The sequence below is a fragment of the Paucilactobacillus suebicus DSM 5007 = KCTC 3549 genome (assembly GCF_001434475.1).
In the GTDB taxonomy this organism is placed as follows: domain Bacteria; phylum Bacillota; class Bacilli; order Lactobacillales; family Lactobacillaceae; genus Paucilactobacillus; species Paucilactobacillus suebicus.
This window is the reverse complement of sequence record NZ_AZGF01000013.1, coordinates 1-22,692: the sequence shown is the minus strand read 5'-3', so window position 1 is coordinate 22,692 and position 22,692 is coordinate 1. Positions and strand designations below refer to the sequence as shown.

16 protein-coding genes and 1 pseudogene are annotated in these 22,692 nt (G+C 39.6%); 11 read left to right on the top strand and 6 right to left on the bottom strand.

The window, feature by feature from the left end; translation table 11 throughout:
* Positions 1 to 2: 2 nt before the first annotated feature.
* Positions 3 to 1,400: an MFS transporter gene (locus FD16_RS06685; protein ID WP_010622739.1), complete on the top strand. Its 1,398-nt coding sequence runs from the start codon at positions 3 to 5 to the stop codon at positions 1,398 to 1,400.
* Between the two features lie 153 nt (positions 1,401 to 1,553).
* Here FD16_RS06685 and ade read toward each other — a convergent pair whose 3' ends face one another.
* From ade to FD16_RS06670, 3 genes are all read right to left on the bottom strand, one after another.
* Entirely contained in the window at positions 1,554 to 3,215 is a 1,662-nt protein-coding gene (gene ade, locus FD16_RS06680; RefSeq protein ID WP_010622740.1) for an adenine deaminase, read from the bottom strand.
* A gap of 163 nt (positions 3,216 to 3,378) precedes the next feature.
* Positions 3,379 to 4,578 (bottom strand): pyridoxal phosphate-dependent aminotransferase, encoded by a 1,200-nt coding sequence (locus FD16_RS06675; RefSeq protein ID WP_010622741.1) that lies wholly within the window; start codon positions 4,576 to 4,578, stop codon positions 3,379 to 3,381.
* A 105-nt stretch (positions 4,579 to 4,683) separates the two neighbouring features.
* Entirely contained in the window at positions 4,684 to 6,090 is a 1,407-nt protein-coding gene (locus FD16_RS06670; protein WP_010622742.1) for an MFS transporter, read from the bottom strand.
* Between the two features lie 191 nt (positions 6,091 to 6,281).
* Between FD16_RS06670 and FD16_RS06665 the strand changes: the two genes are divergently transcribed.
* A complete protein-coding gene (locus FD16_RS06665; protein ID WP_010622743.1) occupies positions 6,282 to 7,727 on the top strand; it encodes an ABC transporter permease in 1,446 nt (481 codons plus the stop codon).
* Positions 7,728 to 7,740: 13 nt separating this feature from the next.
* A complete protein-coding gene (locus FD16_RS06660; RefSeq protein ID WP_010622744.1) occupies positions 7,741 to 8,400 on the top strand; it encodes an ABC transporter ATP-binding protein in 660 nt (219 codons plus the stop codon).
* A gap of 344 nt (positions 8,401 to 8,744) precedes the next feature.
* Here the strand turns inward: FD16_RS06660 and carB are convergent.
* A pseudogene (gene carB, locus FD16_RS06655) lies at positions 8,745 to 11,875 on the bottom strand (carbamoyl-phosphate synthase large subunit).
* Entirely contained in the window at positions 11,868 to 12,944 is a 1,077-nt protein-coding gene (locus tag FD16_RS06650) for a carbamoyl phosphate synthase small subunit (RefSeq protein ID WP_010622745.1), read from the bottom strand. The pseudogene carB and the gene FD16_RS06650 overlap by 8 nt, the downstream one beginning before the upstream one ends.
* Positions 12,945 to 13,185: 241 nt before the next feature.
* On the opposite strand from FD16_RS06650, the gene argC reads away from it, so the two are divergent.
* The 6 genes from argC (at position 13,186) to FD16_RS06620 (ending at position 19,851) form a co-directional block, all read left to right on the top strand.
* A complete protein-coding gene (argC, locus tag FD16_RS06645) occupies positions 13,186 to 14,214 on the top strand; it encodes an N-acetyl-gamma-glutamyl-phosphate reductase (RefSeq protein WP_010622746.1) in 1,029 nt (342 codons plus the stop codon).
* Positions 14,215 to 14,233: 19 nt separating this feature from the next.
* Complete coding sequence (gene argJ, locus FD16_RS06640; protein ID WP_010622747.1) at positions 14,234 to 15,445, top strand: bifunctional glutamate N-acetyltransferase/amino-acid acetyltransferase ArgJ; 1,212 nt, start codon at positions 14,234 to 14,236, stop codon at positions 15,443 to 15,445.
* 18 nt (positions 15,446 to 15,463) lie between these two features.
* A complete protein-coding gene (gene argB / locus FD16_RS06635; protein WP_029508415.1) occupies positions 15,464 to 16,222 on the top strand; it encodes an acetylglutamate kinase in 759 nt (252 codons plus the stop codon).
* A 21-nt stretch (positions 16,223 to 16,243) separates the two neighbouring features.
* Positions 16,244 to 17,395, top strand: coding sequence for an acetylornithine transaminase (locus FD16_RS06630; RefSeq protein ID WP_010622749.1), 1,152 nt, complete (start codon positions 16,244 to 16,246; stop codon positions 17,393 to 17,395).
* Entirely contained in the window at positions 17,392 to 18,405 is a 1,014-nt protein-coding gene (argF, locus tag FD16_RS06625; protein ID WP_010622750.1) for an ornithine carbamoyltransferase, read from the top strand. Before FD16_RS06630 ends, argF begins: the two co-directional genes overlap by 4 nt.
* 318 nt (positions 18,406 to 18,723) lie before the next feature.
* On the top strand, positions 18,724 to 19,851 hold the full coding sequence (locus tag FD16_RS06620; RefSeq protein ID WP_010622751.1) for a hypothetical protein: 1,128 nt from the start codon (positions 18,724 to 18,726) through the stop codon (positions 19,849 to 19,851).
* Between the two features lie 73 nt (positions 19,852 to 19,924).
* On the opposite strand, the gene FD16_RS06615 is transcribed toward FD16_RS06620, so the two are convergent.
* On the bottom strand, positions 19,925 to 20,401 hold the full coding sequence (locus tag FD16_RS06615; protein WP_010622752.1) for a nucleoside 2-deoxyribosyltransferase: 477 nt from the start codon (positions 20,399 to 20,401) through the stop codon (positions 19,925 to 19,927).
* A 227-nt stretch (positions 20,402 to 20,628) separates the two neighbouring features.
* Here FD16_RS06615 and FD16_RS06610 point away from each other — a divergent pair, with 227 nt between their 5' ends.
* Together FD16_RS06610 and tyrS are read left to right on the top strand one after the other, a co-directional pair.
* Positions 20,629 to 20,883, top strand: a complete 255-nt coding sequence (locus FD16_RS06610) for a hypothetical protein (protein WP_010622753.1) — start codon at positions 20,629 to 20,631, stop codon at positions 20,881 to 20,883.
* Between the two features lie 295 nt (positions 20,884 to 21,178).
* Positions 21,179 to 22,432 carry a tyrosine--tRNA ligase gene (gene tyrS / locus FD16_RS06605; RefSeq protein WP_010622754.1) on the top strand — a complete coding sequence of 418 codons (1,254 nt, stop codon included), beginning with the start codon at positions 21,179 to 21,181 and terminating at the stop codon, positions 22,430 to 22,432.
* Positions 22,433 to 22,692: the final 260 nt, after the last annotated feature.

The following is a 22,692-nucleotide window of genomic DNA, read 5'->3' as shown; positions in this document are numbered from 1 at the left end:
AGATGGCAGAAAAAAGTTCCAATAGTATTTCGACAAAGGTGATAGGTGCCATTGTGGCCGCTGGCTTAATGTCATTTTGTGGCGTGATTGTTGAAACGGCGATGAACATTACATTTCCAACCTTAATGCGTGAATTTAATGTTTCGACGGCAACGGTTCAGTGGCTGACAACGGGGTATTTGTTGGTGGTAGCAATTATGGTGCCACTATCAGCAACCTTTAAACGCAAATTTAAAATGAAAAGTTTATTTCTAACGGCAATCAGTCTGTTTACTGCCGGGGTCATTTTATGTGCACTAGCTCCTAATTTCATTGTTTTATTTTTAGGTAGAATCGTGCAAGGATTCGGTACGGGAATTGCGCTACCATTGATGTTCAATATTATTTTGGAGCAGGTACCCCTTAGTAAAATTGGGATGATGATGGGCGTTGGTACTTTAATTACGGCGATTGATCCAGCAATTGGACCAACATTTGGTGGAATCGTTGTTGCTACGCTTGGGTGGCGTTACATTTTTGCATTTTTAATTCCCATACTGATAATTTCACTTATTTTGGGAATCCGCTGTATTGAACAGAAAGTGCCTACTGTGGACACCAAAATCGATTTGATCAGTGTGTTACTTATTGTCATTATGTTTACCGGCTTGATTTTGGGCTTTAATCACCTTAGTAGCAATGCAATTATTAGCCTAGCAGTCGGCGGATGTTGGATAATTGGATTGGTGGGATTGGCAGGTTTGATTGTCAGATCTAACCATGTTAAAGACCCAATTATTAATTTACATATGTTTGGTAACTGGCATTTTTCCGGCCACGTGCTGAGCTTTGTTCTATTTCAGACCACTGCACTAGGGTTGTCATTTGTAATTCCTAACTATATTCAATTGGTTAATCAAAGTTCATCAACGTTGGCAGGCCTGATTGTTTTACCGGGTGCCGCGTTTGGTGCCGCACTGGCACCGTTTAGTGGCAGAATCTTGGATCGGTTTGGGGCATCAATTCCCCTTATAGCAGGGTCTTTGATTGCATTGATCGCGATGATTGTTTTTTGTATCTATAGCTTGGATATGTCTAATATTTTAGTGATGGTCGTTTATATGTTGTATATGCTGGGCATTGGTATTTCATTTGGAAATATCATGACCAGTGGACTAAAACAATTAAATGGTGATCAGCAATCTGATGGTAATGCGGTTATGAACACATTACAGCAGTTTGCGGGTGCAATGGGAACGGCGATTGTGTCAGCAATTATTGCTTTAAGCCAGTCTGGCAACCATGTTAAGTTGGCGGCCGCTACTGCCATAGGATCACAGCACGCGTATACAGTTCTGGCAAGTTTTCTAGCGATTGAATTAGTGGTGATTGTGATTTCTCTACGAGGTGCTAAAAAGTAAATATAGAAAATGAGAGTGGAAATAAGGGTGTTTTTGCTTCCAGAAGGTAAGGCCTCCAAAACTAAAATTCTTAATTTTAGTTTTGGAGGCCTTATTAACCACGGAACGGCTACTTAATATAAATGAGAAACGATTTTCTAATCACATTTTGTACTAAATTTCATTTTCAATAAATCGATATTGGTCAAAATCAAACAGACCTTGATCAGTTAGCTTGATTGATGGTATGACTGGCAAAGTTAAGAATGAGAGGGTAATAAATGGATTAAATTCACGGTTGCTGCTAATTTTATCGTATGCTTCGGTAATCTTTTTTAAATCTTTAGCAGCATCCTGATAACTCTTGTCAGACATTAGGCCGGCTACGGCTAATGGCATGGTTGCCAATACATGGTTATCGTCGACTACCGTGATACCACCGCCAACATTGGTTAATTCTTGGACTGCTCGATACATTGCTTCGTCATTAGTACCAACAACCACTAGATTGTGTGAGTCATGAGCGATAGTGGTAGCAACTGCACCACACTGTAATTTGAACCCGTGAACTATACCTAAACCAACGGTCCCTAAATCATGATGACGCTCAATAACGGCCATTTTTAAAATATCACTGTCGGTATCTGCCACGAATTGGCCATCTTTAAGATTAACATGCTCTTTCAAATGATCAGTGACAATATGATTAGGTTGAATCCCAATCACGTGACAATAGTCAGATTTTAACGGTAGCGCCAGGTCTTCTAATTTTAAGTGATGATGAACGGTCGATGCGCCAGCAGGTAGAGGATTGGTTTGTTGATCTTCAATCCATGCTCCGTCTTTCATCACAGAATCAATAGCAACTTTGTGTGGATCATCTAAAAAGACTAGGTCAGCGTGATAACCAGCGGCTAGTGCACCCGTATGTGGCAAGTTGTGAGCCATCGCAGCATTATAACTGGCCATAGTGTATGCGAGCTCCGGTCTTAAGCCAAGTTGAATGGCTAACTTAATGCAGTAGTCAATTGATCCTTCGTCCATTAGGTCATCGATTAATTTATCGTCGGTACAAAATGAAAAGTCTTGGGCGTTACTTTCATTGACTGCCTGAATGGTATTAGCAATGTCTCGTTCAACAGTTCCTTCTCGGAGAAACACTGAAAACCCGGTTGCTAGGCGATCGTTGATTTCTTGAACGTTACCAGCTTCATGGTCGGTATGAATGCCTGCTTGTCTGTACACATCTAACTGGTCAACCGTTAGTCCAGCGGCGTGGCCGTCAGCATGATAGCCGGCTTCAATTGCGTCATTGATTTTAGCCATTGTTTCGCTATCACCAGCGGCAACGGCTGGATAATCCATAACTTCAGCTAGCCCTTTAACCTCTGGGTATTGGTATAACGGTTTTAAGTCAGCAGCGTTTAAGATTGCACCAGCGTGTTCAAAAGGTGTACAAGGAACCGATGATGGCAACATAAAAAATACATCCAAGGCGGTTTGACGAGCATCTTGAATCATATATTCAATGCCGGCTGTCCCTTTAACATTAGCAATTTCATGGGGGTCAGTAAAAATGGCTGTGACACCGTGCTTTAGTAGAACTTTACCAACTTCACTCGGGGTAACCATTGAACTTTCAATATGCACATGTGCATCGATAAATCCAGGGACAATGTATTTATCACGGGCATCAATCACATTTTTAGCGGCGAAATCAGTGCTACCGACCGCAATAATTATTCCCTCGTCAATCCATAAATCTCTTTGTTCAAATTGACGTTTAAAAACGTTTAAAACTTGTCCGTTTTTAATACATGTATCTACAGTGCGCATTCTTTCATCCTCCAAGTGTTTGATCAGAACTTTTTAATGTTACATTATTTGACATCATCGATAATATGTCAATTAAACTTACAGTTATACAGAGAAAACGTTAAACATTAAGAGCGCAAAATCAATAAAAAAGAACCACCATCAGGTGATTCTTTTTTAAATTTTATTCATTAACTGTGACGCCGTGGTTATTTAAAAACTTAACGATTCGATCATAAGCTTCAAGTAGATTTTCCTTGCTGTTGGCATAACTGAAACGAATATTGTCGGGCTGACTGAATGCTTTACCACTGACAACTGCCACGTGGGCCTCTTCTAACAGTGCGTTGACAAATTCTTCAGTATTGTTAAATCCGCAAAGTGACACAGCCTTCTTAACATTAGGAAAAAGGTAGAAGGCACCTTGAGGTTTGGTTGGCAGGTCAAAGCCTGGTAGATTGGCGATCTTTGGGTAGAAAATGTTTAAACGATCTTCAAAAGCCTGACGCATTTTTTTAGCATCAGATTGATCGTTAGTCAAAGCCTCAATTGCCGCGTATTGACTAACGGCCGCCGGATTACCGGTAGCGTGGCTCGCAACGGTATTCATGATTTTAATGATTTTTTCATCACCCAGCACGTAGCCAATTCTCCAGCCAGTCATGGAATATGTTTTAGATACACCGGACACAAGCAAAGTATGTTTTTTAATTTCATCACCCAGCGTCACAATTGATGTGAACTTATGACCATTAAAAATCAGGTTACTGTATATATCATCTGCGATAATTAATATGTCATGTTTTACCGCCCAGTTACCGATTGCCTCAAGTTCATCCGCTTCATAAACGAGACCTGATGGGTTTTGTGGTGAGTTGATCACTAGTGCTTGAGTACTTGGCGTAATCGAGCGATCTAGATCGGCTACGGTGACTTTATGGTCCTTGCCGGTTGTTTTGACAGCAATTGCGTTGCCACCAGCAAGGTGAACTTGTTCTGCATAGCTAACCCAAAATGGCTCAGGCAACAAAACATCTTCACCTTCATTTAGAATTACTTGAAAAATTAAAAATAGTGAGAATTTGGCGCCGTCAGTCACGATCACTTGATTTGGATTGTATTCAACACCATCTTCAAGTTTAATTCGATCACATACCGCCTGTTTCAGTTCTGGCAATCCACCTGCTGGAGTGTAGAAGCTGGCTTTTCCAGATTTGATTGCGTCGATGGCCGCTTGTTTAATTTGCTCCGGAGTGGTGAAATCTGGTTCCCCGATTGACAAGTTGATTACGTCAACACCTTTTTTGATCATCGCCTTGGTTTTTGACGACATCGCTAGGGTTGCGGATGGTTGAACTTTTGCAACATCTTTTGAAATTGACACGTTAACTACTCCTTACTATTCAAAATTTTTAAGGCAACATTGTTCAACTATAAATATATCCTTAAACAGATCAGAATTACAGGATTAATCGTTAAAATCTAAATTTTAGTTATCTGTCCGTTGATGACCATACTTCATTTCAGCATAAATCACCGAGCATAGGACAAGAATACCTAAAATAGAGACAGCCAAAAATGCCATATGGCTACCGTTCATCGTATTGATAACAGTGCTGCGGTCGGCGTGCATGACGATGGTAGCAGAAATCACTACTGACAAGACATTAGTTCCTAACGAACCAGCGTATTGTTGCATCATGCTGAAGAGTGAGTTTTGATCAGCTTTATTTTTAAATGACACTTGAAGGCTTCCATCAGATATTGCGGTGCCAAATCCGGTGTTAAAGCCAATTCTCATGACTACATAAATGAAAGTAGTGCTCATGACTGTTAACGATTTTGTCATGAAGAAAAAACCAAGTGTCCCGACAAGCATCAGTATTGAACTAGTTAACAACGGACTAAACGCACCATGTTGATCATAAAACCGACCAGCGATTGGCCCAGTAATTGCGCCAATTAACGAGCCCGGCAGCATCATTAGGCCGGCCTGCATTGCCGAACAGTGCAGAACGGTTTGTGCAAATAATGGTAACACGAACGACATACCGATATTGATTAGTTGCAGGCTAAAGTAGTTAAACAGTCTTAACCGTAGCAATGGTAATTTAAGAATGCGATAGTCGAGCAACTTGCGACGACCTTTATTTGCATACAAGAGGAAGATACCTAAAAATAGTACTGATAAGATGACGCCAATCCAGAACCTGATTGAGTACCAACCGTAATTACCGGCTTGATCGAATGTCAGCAAAATTGAAGTAAACACGATAGCTAGTGCGATCGCACCAATATAATCAAAGGTACCCTTTTGAATGCCAATTGCCTTTTCGTTAATGGTTGAGATACCAAAGAATCCCACGATGATAATGATTGGAATAACACCAATAAAAATTGCGCGCCAAGACCAAATACTAGTTAAAATCCCACCATAAGTGGGGCCAAGTGCAGGGGCTAATGAAATTACCACACTTGCCATACCGGAGTAGACCCCTAATTTTTGCTTTGGCACTTTTGCAAAGATTAAATTAAACATTAACGGTGTTGATAATCCAGTGGCAATGGCCTGAATTAGTCTTCCGACTAGTAGGATCCAGAAATTGGGTGCTACTAATGCTAAGATTCCACCTATTAAACTAAAACTTGCCGCAAAAATGAAGATATTTTTAGCATCGAATCTTTTCATAACATAAGCTGTAGTGCTCATTACAATTGTGACGAGTAATAAGTAGCCGGTTGTTAGCCATTGAACTGTGCTCAGACTGACGTGCAATTCCTTAATTAGCGTGGGAAATGTCACGTTCATTGAAGTTTCAACTAATATGCCGACAAATGATAACAGCCCAGCAGACAAAATTGCGAGTTTTACTCGCAAAGGTATACGTGAATCCATATTACTCCCTCTCTCTTGAATAAAAATTAACCTTACTAAGAATAGCAAAACATTTAATTAATATCCAAGCAAGGATATTAATAATTTTAAATTTGAGCGTTTAAAGGCCTTACTTATTTCATAAATAAGTCATGATTATTGGTTAGAGTGTAATTCGTAAATCAAGAAAAAATTTAAAAAGGAGGGCCATTATGAATTTTATTAGACGTGCATGGCTAAGTCTCACGGCCAAAAAGGGAAGATCAATTCTTTTAATTTTAGTTACATCAGCAATTATGTTATTTGTGCTGGCAGGTTTACTAATTCGTAATGCCGCTGATACGGCAACGGCTAACGCTAAAGCAAGCGTGGGTGCATCGTTAACGTTATCAGCAAACAGGAGTCAAGCTTTCAAAGAAATGAAGAAATCGTCATCGTCATCATCCAGGCCAACTTTGAAAATGTCATCAGTTAAACTCAGCGACGTAAAAAAGATTGCCAAGTTGGCCAATGTTTCGAGTTATGATGTTACATCTTCAACAACCGTTAATGCAAAGAGCTTTGATGCCATTTCTACATCGAGTTCATCAAACATGCCAGGGGGTTCATCAAGCAACAGTTCTGGTGATATTACTGTCACTGGTGTAACCAGTACTAGTGAATCGTCAAGCTTCGATGATGGAACATATAAGATTACCAAAGGACGCGGTATTACTTCTGCTGATGAAAACACCAATCACGTAGTTATTGAAAGTGAACTCGCTAAGGAAGATAACTTGAGTGTTGGTGACACGATTACCGTTAAGAAATCATCTGGTAGCGGGACTTATAAACTGAAGATCGTGGGTATCTATAAGGCCTCATCAAGTTCTGAAGCAAGTTCAGCAATGCCTGGCCAGTCTGATCCGTCAAATACGATTTATACGTCGTATACATTTGCTAATACCATCAAGGGTAGCAAGTATGCAAACACGGCCGATTCAGCGACTTTCACAGTCTCAAATCCTTCAAAGATTAAGTCGGTTAAGAGTGCGGGGAATAAGTTGATTAATACTAAAAAGTATTCACTTTCAACTGATGATAGCAACTACGAAACTGTCAAAGCTTCAATGAAAAACATTAAATCATTTGCTGATAAGATAGTTTGGCTGGTGGCAATTGCTGGAACAATTATTTTGGCACTGATTGTGATTTTAATGGTTCGTGAACGACGTCATGAAATCGGTATTTTGTTATCACTCGGCGAATCTCGCTGGAAGATTGTTGCTCAATTCTTTACAGAATTAGTGGCAATTCTGATAGTTTCACTCGCTGTTGCCGGAATTGGTGGCAAATTTGTAGGTAACAAACTGGCACAAGAACTACAGAGTCAAGAAACGACTACTTCAACATCAATGTCTGCTCCTGGAGGACAAGGTGGCTCCATGAGTGGCGGCAGACCGAGTGGTGGAGCAACCGTGACTGCTGGTAAATCTGGTGGCACACCAGGAATGATGGGCGGTAGACAATCATCATCGCAAGAACAACTTGATGTTAGTGTTACGGCTCTAACGATGGTCGAGTTGGGTGGATTTGGACTAGCAATTATTTTCCTATCAACAATGATCGCATCGTTTGGAATACTACGATTAGAACCTAAAAAAGTATTGATTGAATAAGGAGGAATGTTAAATGCTTGAAGTTAAAGATGTCGGGTATTGGTATACGCATCAAGATGATAGCTTGTTTGAACACGTTAATCTATCCTTTGAGGCCGGCCAATCATACGCAATTGTTGGGCAAAGTGGAGCTGGCAAAACTACTTTTTTATCTTTACTAGCTGGACTGGATAAGCCAAAAGCAGGTCAAATTTTGTATGATGATCGTAATATTAGCGAAATTGGATTAACCAATTATCGAAAGAATGATGTGTCGATCGTTTTTCAATCTTACAATCTCTTTACCTATATGTCGGCGATTGATAATTTATTGACGGCAATGGCGATTACAGGTTCTAAACATACTGGAGATAAGAAATACGCAATTGATATGTTGCATAAGCTCGGATTAGCACATGTACAAATGCAAAAAAATGTTCAGAAACTTTCTGGTGGTCAGCAACAAAGAGTTGCCATTGCCAGGACAATGGCGTGTGACGCCAACTTGGTAGTAGCAGATGAACCAACTGGCAATCTTGATGAGGATAATACGATTGAGGTAGTGGATCTATTTCAAAAAATTGCTCATGAACAAGGTAAGTGTGTTATCATCGTGACCCATGAAGCGGCAGTGGCACAGATGTGTGATCACACTTATAAGTTGGAAAAACATGTATTTAGTGAGAGTGTATAGCAAACCGCTCTGACACCGTAATATAAACATAAAATGCACTATCGATCATGGTTTTAGATCGGTAGTGCATTTTATGTTTATATTTTGTGTGTCAGGCTTGCTACACACGTTTAGTCAATATTGAAATTGAGGATGAGTGTGTGAGCGTTCGGGCAATATAGTCGAAACGTGCTGCATACCCACTGAGACCTAACGTGTAAAAGAACTATGCAAATCAATCGCCCAACCCACGATTAATTAACATAGTACTCTTACACACCGGTCTCAACCCGTGGGTATTCCGCACTCTGGTCGAAACGTGCTGCATACCCACTGAGACCTAACGTGTAAAAGAACTATGCAAATCAATCGCCCAACCCACGATTAATTAACATAGTACTCTTACACACCGGTCTCAACCCGTGGGCCTCCGCACTCTGACTTGTTAATATTCCTTTTAATGTCTCCGTTGCACTGAAGAATGGGATGCCATTACTTAATGCAAAGTAATTTAATTTTGTTGTGGTTGTTTGTTCTGTCTCACTGTTAATCACCAGCCAAACGTTGCTTGGATTAATGGTTGGGGTTTCATTTGCGGCAATCACCTGGATATCGATATTTATTTGATTTAGTAAATTCATTAAGGACGTGTCTTGAGCACTGGCTTCGTCAACTAGAGCGGTTTGTTCGCCGATTGGTGCGGTTAAGTGGTAGCTATCACTGAGCGCATTATGCATTGCTTCTTCATAGGAATCACCCAAGCCAATCGTTTCACCAGTTGATTTCATTTCAGGAGATAGAGAGCAGTCCATGCCAGGTAATTTTTTGTGAATGAGAAGACTGGTGCCTTGATTGACACATGGGCTGGTTCTTTAGCACAACCAGCTTCTAAGCCCAGATCCGCCAAACTATTTCCCATGATTAAACTGGTGGCAATTTTTGCCAAGTGCTGACCAGTGATTTTACTCATGAAGGGAACTGTCCGACTAGCTCGAGGGTTGACTTCAATTACATAAACCTGGTCTGCAACGATAAATTGAATGTTCATCATGCCAACGCAGTGTACCTGCTTACCAATTTTAATAGCAATTGATTCGATTGCTTGTTTTTGCTGATCAGTAAGACGCTGCGATGGGTACATAGCAATTGAATCTCCGGAGTGAATACCTGATCCTTCCAGGTGTTCCATGATGCCGGGGATGAAGACATCGTGGCCATCGCTAAGAATGTCCGCTTCACATTCGATGCCTGCCACATAGTGATCAATTAAAATTGGCTGGTGAGGCGCTGCTTTCATTGCTTTATCGACATAGTTGGCGAGCTCATCTTCATTATGCACCACCGCCATTGCTCGACCACCAAGAACAAAACTTGGTCGAACCATGACTGGATAACCAATGTGAGGTGCAATTGCCGCAGCCTCTTCAAGGTTCATTGTGGTTGCTCCTTTTGGTTGAGCAATATGCTGACCAATTAGTAGCTCTTCAAATTGGTGCCGATCTTCTGTTTGGTCAATACCGGCTAACGATGTGCCTAAAATTTTAACACCGTGTTGAACTAAGGATGCGGTTAAATTAATTGCTGTTTGCCCACCAAATTGAACAATGACTCCCAGTGGCTGTTCCAGATTGACGATGTTCATAACACTTTCCGTAGTCAGTGGTTCAAAGTATAACTTATCTGAGATTGAAAAATCTGTTGAGACGGTTTCGGGATTATTGTTCACGATAATAGCGTGATAACCAGCTTGTTGAATGGCTTGCACACAATGAACCGTTGTGTAATCAAATTCAACTCCCTGACCAATTCTGATTGGGCCTGAACCCAGGACAATAATGCTTTTACCGAGTGGTTTGCTTTCATTTTCGCCGGGGAAAAAGCTGCTATAAAAATATGGAGTTGCACTAGCAAATTCACCGGCACAGGTATCAACCATTTTATAAACTGGTGCGATATTTGACTGAACAATCAGTTCTTCAATCTGTAATTCTGATTTGCCGGAAGCGGCAGCAATCATTGCGTTACTGAAACCATATTGCTTAGCATCAGCTAACAGTGATGATGTGAGTTGACCACCAAGACTGTTCTTTAACTGCCAGATATGAGCTAATTTGTGTAAAAAAATAGGCGTAATTTTTGTTAAGTCAGCGATTTTTTTGACACTCCAGTAACGATCCAGTGCTGAAAATATTTCAAATAGTCGTTGATCAGTTGGATGGGTTAGGGCGAATGATAGTTCTTCATCAGTCTGCTTTGTTAAGGGCAAAAGAGACGTCTCAATTTGTGGCTCAATTTCTAGAGAAGCAACTGCCTTAAGTAAGGCTTCCTCAATTGTTAAACCAATTCCCATTACCTCCCCAGTTGCTTTCATTTGAGTGCCGAGTTGACGATCTGCACCTGTGAACTTATCAAATGGGAACCGCGGAATCTTGGCAACGACATAATCTAAAGCCGGTTCGAAAGCTGCATAGGTTGTCTGAGTTACAGGATTCGTAATTTCATTTAAATCGAGACCGACGGCAATTTTGGCTGCAATTTTTGCGATTGGATATCCGGTCGCTTTGGAAGCAAGGGCCGAAGAACGGCTAACTCGTGGATTTACTTCAATAATGTAGTACTGATCACTATTTGGATCTTGTGCGAGTTGAACGTTACAACCACCTTTGATTTTTAATGCTTCGACAATTGAAAGTGACGCATACCTTAACTGTTGAAACTGGTGATCATTCAAGGACTGACTTGGGGCTACTACAATGGAATCACCAGTGTGGATACCAACAGGATCAAAATTTTCCATACAGCAAACGCTAATCTTATCTCCATTGGCATCTCGCATGACTTCAAATTCAATTTCTTTGAATCCGGCAATACTTTTTTCGATTAAGCATTCAGTCACCGGGGACATTGAGAGCCCCCGAGTGCCAATCTTGACTAGTTCATCCTGATTTAAGGCAATTCCACCACCAGTACCGCCAAGAGTGTAGGCCGGACGGACAATTACTGGGTAACCAATTTTTTTGGCAAAGTTTAACGCATCATCTAAGTTATGGACGGTTAAACTTGCTGGCACCGGTTGGTTGATATCTTGCATTAGCTGTTTGAACTGTTGCCGATCTTCAGCTTGTTCAATGGTTTTAAGCCCGGTACCTAGTAATTCAATGTGATACTTATCTAAAACTCCGGCGTCGTTAAGCTCAACGGCTAAATTAAGTCCTGTTTGACCACCGAGGGTTGGTAAGAGTGCATCTGGTTGCTCCTTTGCCAAAATTTTACTGACAGAATCTAAGGTAAGTGGTTCTAAGTACACTTTATCGGCAATTTCGTCATCGGTCATAATGGTTGACGGGTTGGAGTTGATCAGAATTACTTCGTAGCCCTCTTCACGCAAACTAATGCACGCCTGACTACCCGCGTAATCAAACTCGGCGGCCTGACCGATAATAATCGGTCCAGAACCGATTACCGCGATTTTATGAATCGAATTATTTTTAGGCATGAACTTTTACCTCCTTATGCATTAATTCTTTAAATTCATGGAAAAAATTAGTGGCATCTAGTGGACCAGGGTTAGCCTCTGGATGAAATTGAACACTAATGGCAGGCAATTGCTGTAAAGCCAAGCCTTCAATTGTCTGGTCGTTGCCTTCAACGGCAGTAACTACTAAATCGGTATCGGTAAGTGAATCAGGATCAACAGCAAAGCCATGATTTTGACTAGTCATAATCGTCTGATTAGTATTAAGCAGTTTAACTGGATGATTGAGGCCGCGGTGACCAAAAGGTAGTTGATATGTTTTTGCCCCGTTTGCAAGTGCTAACAGCTGATGACCTAAGCAGATGCCTGCAATTGGATACGACTGTTCTAGTTCCTGAATCAGTGGGAGCGTATCAACGTAAACATTGGGGTCATCGGGACCGTTGGATAACAAAATTCCATCTGGATTTAAAACTTCAATATCCTTAAAATTTGTGGTGTAAGGCACGACTGTGACACTGCAACCAACGTTCATTAATTCTTCAATAATGGCTTGCTTGATCCCATAGTCGATAACCACCACGTGAAATTCGGCGTCATCAACTTGATATGATTCATGCTGAAGGGTCGGTTGTTTGCTAATACTATTACCTAAGACTCCATACATATGTAGAAATTCATCGTGATCAACTGGTTGGTTTGAGAGAATCGCCTTCAAGGTACCATGTTTGCGGATATGTTTAGTCAGTGCCCTAGTATCTAGGTCGCACATGCCTGGAACATACTGCTGCTTTAACCATTCATTCAGTGTTAGATTAGCGTTGTCGACTTCTGTTTCCAAATGTCGAACTAATACAGCTTGACAAGTGGAACTGCCACTTTGATTTTGATCCTTAACGATGCCATACGTTCCGATTAATGGATACGTAAATGTCAGTAACTGGTTAGTGTAAGAAGGATCAGTAATTGCCTCTTGATAGCCAGTCATACCTGTGTTAAAAACTATTTCTCCTGCAGCAGTTATTTGTGTTGCACCAAATGCGGTACCGCTAAAAATTGTGCCATCTTCTAAAGTAAGGTATTTTTTCATTTTTATAGACCTCCGTATTATTATTCAATTTATTTGTCACTATATTAACGATATTTGAATGTAATAGTCAAGTATAAAATTCATAAAATATGGAAAAATGCGGTATTTTATGAATAAAAAATAGAATACAGCAAATTATAATGAATAAAAATTAAATAAAGCTTGCAATTTATATTTAGTCATTGTAATCTAGTATCAATTAATAAAGATCCATTAAATGCATGTAAGAGAGATGGTTAAAATGAAAATTGCTTTAGTCGGTATTACGGGATATGGCGGCATGGTGCTATATCAAATGCTTCAAGGACATTCACACGTTGAACAGATTGACCTTTACGGCCATGATCAAGATGAGACGCTTTCACTGAGCGAAGTTGTTCCATTATTAGGTGATAGTGAGCATCAAGTTTTTCCTTACAATAGTGAGACGATTATGAAACAAGATGATGCCATTTTTTTTGCAACATCAGCGGGGGTCACAGCCAAACTTGCCGGACCTTTTATTAAACACCATTTTCCAGTAATTGATTTATCTGGAGACTATCGGTTGAAACAATCAGATCTGTATGAAAAGTGGTACCACAAACCGGCTGCTAGACAGGAAGATTTGACCGGCGCACATTACGGGTTAACAGATTTTAATAGTGCTAAAGAACAAACATATGTTGCTAATCCCGGATGTTACGCAACAGCAACATTATTGGGATTGGCACCGTTAATTCAGGAACATTTGGTGGACGTTGACAGCATAATTGTTGACGCAAAATCTGGCACCTCTGGAGCAGGCAAAAAATTGAGTGAAATGACGCACTTCACGCAGGTCAACGATAATTTGCAACTATATAACGTCAACCACCATAAACACATTCCGGAAATTGTGCAGCAGTTAAAACAGTGGGATCGAAACGTTAAAGCAATTCAATTCAGTACCACGCTGTTGCCAATTACACGAGGAATTTTATCAACGATTTACGTAAAGGCATTACCTGGTATTAACGCGCAACAAGTTGATGATGCCTTTCATAAGATATATGACGATGATACTTTTGTCCGATACACTGGCGAAAAATTGCCAACAATCAAACAAGTTGTCGGTACGAACTACTGTGATTTAGGTGTTCTGTATAATGACACGACACACACAATCATGGTTGCAAGTGTCATCGATAACCTGGTTAAGGGTGCCGGTGGACAGGCTATTCAAAATTTCAATCAAATGTTTGATTTTAACGATCAAGACGGACTACCAACTGCAGTGATTTTGCCATAATAAAAAAGGGGTTTTATATATGAAAGCAACATTAACAAACGAAATAAAAAAATTAGATACTTACACGTGGCCAACAGGATTTTATAGTGACGGACTGCATGCTGGCTTAAAAGAAGAAAAAAAGGATATGGGTTGGCTCTACTCAGAAGTTCCTGCATCAGCGGCAGGTGTATACACAACTAACCAATTTCAGGCCGCACCAACTAAGCTGACCAAACTCACCATTAATGTAAATCATCAACTTCAAGCGATGATTATGAATAGTGCTAATGCGAATTCATGCACTGGGCCCCAAGGAACAAAAGATGCACATATGATGCAACAGTTAACTGCGCAAAAGCTAAACATTAACAATGATTTGGTTGGTGTTGCATCAACAGGCATCATTGGCGAACAAATGCCAATGGATAAGATTACTGAAGGAATTGAACAATTGGAGTTAACTAAAAATGCCAATGTGACGGAAGCAATTTTGACAACTGATAAACACCCAAAGACAATCAGCGTGCAATTTAAAATTAATGATCAGACAGTGACGATGAGTGGATTTGCAAAAGGCTCGGGAATGATTCATCCGAATATGGCCACGATGTTGGGCTTTGTCACTACTGATGCAAACGTTGATGGCATTGAACTGCAACAACTACTAAGTTCCCAGGTTGATGAAACCTTTAACCAAATTACCGTGGATGGTGATACATCAACCAATGACATGGTGGTGGTGATGGCTAATGGTATGGCATCTAATCAACAGTTGACTAGCGAGCATGCAGATTATCCAGTTTTTGTAGCAGCATTTCATCAGGTACTTGGTTTTCTAGCAAAATCGATTGCTGAAGGTGGTGAGGGTGCTACAAAGCTGGTTGAGGCTAACGTGATGGGAGCATTAAATCATGAAGAAGCTCAGACCGTTGCTAAAGCGATTGTGGGATCAAACCTTGTTAAGGCGGCCATTTTTGGTGAGGATCCTAACTGGGGGCGCCTGATGGGAGCAATTGGACAAACTAATGCTCATGTGGATGTGGAACATGTATCAGTGTGGTTTAACGATCAAATTATTGTTAAAAATAGCCAGGCGGCAATTTTTGACGAAGGTGTGATGAAAGACAGTCTTAAATCAAATGTTGTGACGATTAAAGTTGATCTGAATAATGGGGATGCAAACGGACAAGCTTGGGGTTGCGATTTGACGTATCAATACGTCAAGATTAATGCCGCTTATCACAGTTAATTAGGAGCGTGAAAGATGATGGCAGAAACAATAGTAATTAAAGTTGGCGGTCACGCGAGCGATCAGCTGCCAGAACAATTTTATAGTCAGTTAGGTAAATGGCAGACACAGGGTAAACATATTTTAATTATTCATGGTGGTGGTCCGCAGATTAATCAATGGTCAAACCAAATGGGACTAGCTGTTCACAAACAAAATGGTATTCGAGTTACTGATCAGCAAACCCTTGCCCTGACACAAGCAGTATTACTGGGCGTAGTTCAACCGGCAATTTGTCAACAGATAAGCCGACATCATCTTTCCGTTGTTGGTCTAAATACAAGTGACAACCAATTATTGTCTGGTGAGTACCTTGATCAGGCACAGTATGGAAGGGTCGGCAAAATTACTTCCGTTAACGATCTGTGGCTTAACGATGTGCTGGATAAAGAAATCGGTGTGTTGGCACCACTGGCACAAACCACTGATGGTCAGCTACTGAATGTTAATGCTGATACAGCTGCAGCAGCGATTGCAGCAAAAATGGGGGCTAACAAACTAGTATTGTTAACAGATGTACCAGGTGTTTTAAATGCTGGTAAAGTTGTGCCCTTACTTGACCAAAACGCAGCCGACAAATTATTTCAACAACAGCAAATTAAAGCCGGAATGATGCCAAAAATTAAAGCTGCATTTCATGCATTACACTCAGGCGTTCATCAAGTGCTCATTACTAATGATCTTTCAAACTCAGGCACGGTTCTGCATAAGAGCTCTGCTAATAGCATTATTGGGTAGATAAAAAAGGAGACAAACATTATGGAACATATTTTTCCAACATATCAACAGTATCCAATTGATATTGTTGCTGGGCATGACTGGCACTTAACAGACAGTAATGGTCATACATACCTAGATTTAACAAGCGGGATCGGAGTATGCAACTTTGGTTATAGTAATGAGATCATCCAAAAAAATGTTGCAGAACAAGCTACTAAAATTTGGCATACTTCCAATCTTTACGAGAGCCAATTAGTAGACGATGTTGCGGGTGCATTGTGTGAACCGGACATGCTGGCGTTCTTTTGTAATTCAGGGACCGAAGCCAATGAAGCAGCGTTGAAGTTAGCTCGTAAAGCAACTGGAAAAACAACTGTTTTAGCATTTAACAATAGTTTTCATGGTCGAACATACGGATCCATGTCGTTAACCGGCAATCCAGATATTCAAAATGGCTTCGCTCCTCTAGTTCCTGACATCAAGTTTGCAAATTTCAACGATGAATCGGCGCTGACGCAGATCAACGATCAGATTGCTGCGGTCATATTGGAAGTAATTCAAGGAGAAGGTGGCGTCATTAATGGAGATTCAAAATGGCTTCAACAAATTCAAGATGCTTGCAAAAAAAATGGGGCGCTGTTAATCATTGATGAAGTTCAAACTGGCATTGGTAGGACGGGTAAAAAATTTGCCTACCAGCATTACAATCTAGATCCGGATATTGTGACCGTTGCTAAAGGAATTGCTAACGGGTTACCACTCGGTGCGATGATTGGCAAACAAGCATTGGCGCCTGCCTTTGGTCCAGGTACTCATGGCACGACATTTGGTGGCAATAAGTTAGCATTAGCATCAGCAAAAGGTGTCTTACAGCAGTTGACGCCCGCATTTTTATCTCAAGTTCAAGATAAGACGAATCAAGTTTGGCAGTACTTGAATGATAAAATTGTTTCATTGGTGGGAGTTGAATCGGTTTCGGGTAAAGGCCTCATGATTGGAATCCATTTAAATGATGCGTTAGACGTCAATAAAATCATTGATACACTTCATGACCAGGGTGTTTTAACTTTGTCTGCTAAGCACAATACGTTGCGTTTACTACCACCACTGATAATGACGACTGAAGACTTATTGACCGGATTATCACAGATCGGTGCAGTGTTGAAAAAGGAAGGAGCTCAATTAGCATGAATCATTTCCAAAACAAATCATTTTTAAAAGAAATTGATTTTTCGTCCGCAGAGCTTAATTATTTAATTGATTTTGCGGCACATCTAAAGTATTTAAAAAAGAACAATATTCCTCACCCCTATTTACAAGGAAAGAATATTGCCCTTTTATTTGAAAAAACTTCTACTCGGACACGCTCCTCATTTACGGTCGCATCAGTGGATTTAGGAGCTCATCCTGAATTTTTAGGCAAGAACGATATACAATTTGGGAAAAAAGAATCTACTATTGATACTGCTAAAGTCCTGGGTAGTATGTTTGATGGCATCGAATATCGTGGATTTGCTCAAAAAACTGTCGAGCAACTAGCACAGTTTAGTGGGGTCCCGGTTTGGAACGGATTAACCGATGAATGGCATCCAACTCAGATGATCGCCGACTTTTTAACTTTGAAGGAACATTTTGGTCATTTAGAGGGATTAACGTTGACGTACTTGGGGGATGGCCGTAACAATATGGGGAACTCTTTGCTAGTGACGGCAGCTAAATTGGGAGTTAATATTCACATTGGTGCCCCTAAAGCCTTGTGGCCAGCTAATGATATTATTGAGTTAGCACAAACTGCTGCAGACCAAACTGGTAGTAAGATACTACTTACTGAGGATCCAGTCGAGGCAGTTAATGGTGCTGACGCCTTATACACCGATGTTTGGATTTCAATGGGTGAAGATGTGGATCCGAAAACTAGAATTGATCTTTTAAAACCTTACCAAATTAATCAAGAGTTACTTGCTCAAGCTGGTTCAAGTGCAATTGTGATGCATTGTTTACCGGCATATCATAACCACGACACCGTGGTTGGCAAACAATTAGGTGAACAATTCAGTATGGATGCAATCGAGATTACTGACGATGTTTTCAACGGAAAACAGTCAGTTGTCTTTCAAGAAGCTGAGAACCGAATGCATGCAATTAAGGCAATCATGGCAGCTACTTTAGGAGATTTATTTATTCCAGATTCATTGTTTTAACATTGATTTTATGATGTTTTGAAACGTGGTAAATAGGCAATGTTCATTAATATAAGCGTCAGTATCCGAAATTCGTTAAAACGGAATTTCGCTATGACAAACCTTGTATAATTGAATTGAGATCGCCTGTTTACCGCGTTATTTAATTGTTGAATTTATGATTTTCTTATGGATTAGAACAATATTTGATTAAAAGTTAACGAATTTTTGAATTATTTGCGTTAATTACCAGTTGAAAAGTAGTTTATGATACAATCAGTGTTGCAGTAATTTTTTTACGTTATTAAATACAGGGTAGACCCTGGGATAGGTGGAGAAATGGAGAAACAGACTAATTTATCGATTAAGCAATTTTACGCTGCTATCAGAAAGGCACTCAAGCGTAACTACTCAAGCGCATTGGGGGCCATTATTGGTTTATTCGTTGTTGCCGCAATACTGATTGGTATTCTGGGCTTTGCAGCCTACATGCTGCTTCGTGAACTTTCGTTACAATATATGATGATGATGTATGGTATGAGTTCAATATCATCAATGTTAATTTACGGGCTTGGCATGGTGTTAGTATTGATTTTATACATCATTTTGTTGTTCTTTATTCAATTCTTTAAGGTTGCAATCCAATTTAATCTTCAAGATGGAGTTCGGGATGCCTCTGTGAAAGTTAAATTTCGTGCAATCTATAGTCAGTTCAAGCGTTTAAAGAAATGGCAATTAGTTCGTTTAAGCCTCTGGACTTGGTTGTTCATGACACTTTGGCAATTACCGTTTGAGATTCTGAACACATTCTTTGGTAGCAATTCGATTATTGCCGCAATACTTAAAGCACTTTTAGCAGTTGTTACAATTTGGAAGACTGTTGAATATTCTCAAAGCATTTTCTTATATCGTGAAAAGCAACCGAAATTTTTAGGACAATCTATGCGTCATGCACTGACTGTCAGTCGTCGTTTCATGGGTGGTCGTAAAGTTAACTATATCATCTTGATGATTGCAGGATACGTACCTGTTATTGTCTGGGGATTACTATGGGCGGCCATTATATATATGTCCAACAACTTTGGTAGCTTTGCAATGCCATCCTTTATTACTTGGTTGTTTGCAATTATTTTAGTAGTTGGTGTGTGTGCGTACTTACCAGTGCTTTTAATAATGGAACCTGTATTTTACGAGGCAAACAAGCTACATCTCAATCTTGACGAAGAATATGATGATACTTTCTTACCTCAAGAAAAATTGGTTGATCCGCTCCCAGATATAAAAGAAGCAACATCCATTGTTCCTGATGAGAGTGAAATCAAAGCTGCCAAAGAAGCCGCACAGGCTGCTAAATCAGCGAAGAGTTCAACTAGTGAACAAAAGGATGAAAGTGAAAAGAAACCAGATACAAAAGAAACAGAATCAGATGATGTTAAGACTGATGATTCTGAAGATAGTAAAGATTAAAAAAACGATCTAGTTTTTTGTCAAAATAAAGGACTGAGAAATTAAATTCTCAGCCCTTTTTATTGTGCGTTTTTTAGAATACTTTCATATCGGTCCAGACAGTAGGTAACGTGTTGAAATTATATTCTTTTAGTCCGTCGTTAATTTTGTCACCAGTAAACATCGCAGTGTGGGAGCGGGCGAGCATCAGGTTAAGTTCATTTTCAGGATTGAACTGGACCATGACGATAGGAATATGCCATGCCCATGCAGCCCCGATTTCAAATACTGTACCGGCATCAGGTTCTAAATTATGTTCTTCATACTTGTAGTCCAAGATTGACACGATAACATCCGCCTTTTTTACCTGTCTCATATCCGTGGCAAACACGGAATCTTGCCATTCGTGCGAGCCGAAAGGTAACTTATCTTCTTGGTGTTCTTGTGGATTATAGATTTCATCTGCGTCAATAGACGAATTATGTTTTAAAGCATTCATAACGATGTTGATCCGGCTTTTTTGTTGATCTGAGAAAAAAGGACTGGCTAAATATACCTTGTTTTTATACATAGTACACCTCAATCTTATTTAATTACCCTATTGTACGCAAAATAAGATGATAAGTTAAGGCTTGAAAACGAAAAGAGATTGTAGATTTGATCACTGTTTTTGAGATTGTGTAAAACTGATCAATATTTTTAATTTTTCCTTATAAAATTCACAAAATATTCATAATTTAAGTTTATTATAATTCTTATAGATAACATAAGAATTTAAAAATTAATGGGGTGAAGGGTATGTGGAAAAATGATGATTGTAAGTACCAACGTTTCATGGTTGAAAGTTCTGGTTGTCCGATGATTAAGCATGGCTTTGTTGGTAAAGTAACAAAAGAGTATCAGAATACCTATTTGATTGAATTGGATATGAAGTCTATACAGCATGCTGATCGATTAAGCTTAATGCATATAAATGAATTTAATGGGCGCGTAATTATAGCAAAAAAATATGTTAACGAAATTATTGAAAATTCTAAGCAGGAATATGCTTAAATAAACTTGATTGACAATTCGGTGTGGGCACGCTAGAATTTAAACATTAAAGATGCAATGAAGTAATATAGTAGAGAATGATTTGGACAACAGAAATTTGACGGGTAATGTAAGTCAAACAAAGGTCGTTTTTGAATTACAGTTATGGAGCATTAGATACGGATCGTCGCGTTACTGACGAAGAGTGGAGAGATAGTATCTTTCAATTCAAGGTGGTACCGCGGTATATTCGTCCCTGATTTCAATTATGAAATCAGGGACTTTTTTGATTCGACCATTATATAGGAGGAACAACATGAATATTATTGATGAATTACGTTGGCGTGGTGCGATTAATCAGACAACGGATGAAGAGGATTTACGTAAATTAACCGATGAAAAGAAAATTGGCTTGTACTGTGGTGTTGATCCCACGGGAGATAGCCTGCATATTGGGCACTTAATTCCCTTTATGATGTTGAAGAGGTTTCAACTAAAAGGTCATCATCCAGTGATTGTGATTGGTGGCGGTACAGGAGCGATTGGTGATCCGTCAGGCAAAAATTCTGAACGTAAACTACAAACTATGGACCAAGTTCAGCACAATAAAGAAGTTCTTACTTCTCAGATGGAACATTTATTTGGTACAGATAATTTCACGATAGTGGACAACTATGATTGGCTTTCACAGTTTTCGTTGTTGGACTTCTTACGTGATTACGGAAAACTATTTAACGTTAATACGATGCTAAATAAGGAAGTAGTTGCAAAGCGTTTGGAAGTTGGTATTTCGTTTACAGAGTTTACTTACCAAATTTTACAATCGGTGGACTTCTTACACCTATTCCAGCACGAAAATGTTCAATTACAAATTGGTGGTGCTGATCAATGGGGTAATATTACGGCTGGTATTGATTTAATTCATAAAATAGAGGGTGCAGATGCTAGAGCACATGCGCTGACGATTCCTCTAATGCTAAAGGCTGATGGTACTAAGTTTGGTAAGACTGCGGGTGGAGCTGTTTGGCTTGACCCTGAGAAGACAACACCATATGAGTTTTATCAATTTTGGATTAATCAGGATGATCGTGATGTTATCAAATACTTGAAGTACTTTACGTTCCTGAACCAAAATGAAATTGAAAGTCTTGCACATGATGTTGAGACGGAACCAGAAAAAAGACAGGCTCAGAAACGTCTGGCTGAAGAAGTCACCGAGTTTGTTCACGGTAAAAAGGCTGTTGAAGAAGCACAACACATCACTGCAGCACTCTTCTCTGGAAACGTTGCAGATTTGACTACTGACGAAATTGAACAGGGCTTTAAGAATATGCCTTCTGTTGAAGTAACAAATGAAAAGAAAAATATCATTTTATGGTTAGTGGATGATACAAAAATTGAATCGTCGCGTCGCCAGGCAAGAGAAGATGTTTCCAATGGGGCAATTCGCATTAACGGAGAAAAGGTAACTGATCTCGATGCAGAAATTGATCCTAATGGACATTTTGATGGCAAATTTGTCATTGTTAGACGTGGAAAAAAGAAGTATTTTTTGGCAAAAGTACAATAAAATAGGACAAATTACTGATGAAATCAAAAAACTTAATGTTTTTTGATTTTTTATTTTACAATATTTTGTTCAATTATGGTGCATTACATCAATATATTTAGGGTAAACATGAACATTAATGTTAAACTATTACATTAATTAGCTTAAAACACGAACTATGCTATGAATATCACATGAACTTCTACGAAAAATAATGTTGACGTAAATTGATTTCATGTGTATAATTTATATCTGTTGTCACAGCATGTTAGTTCAGCTTA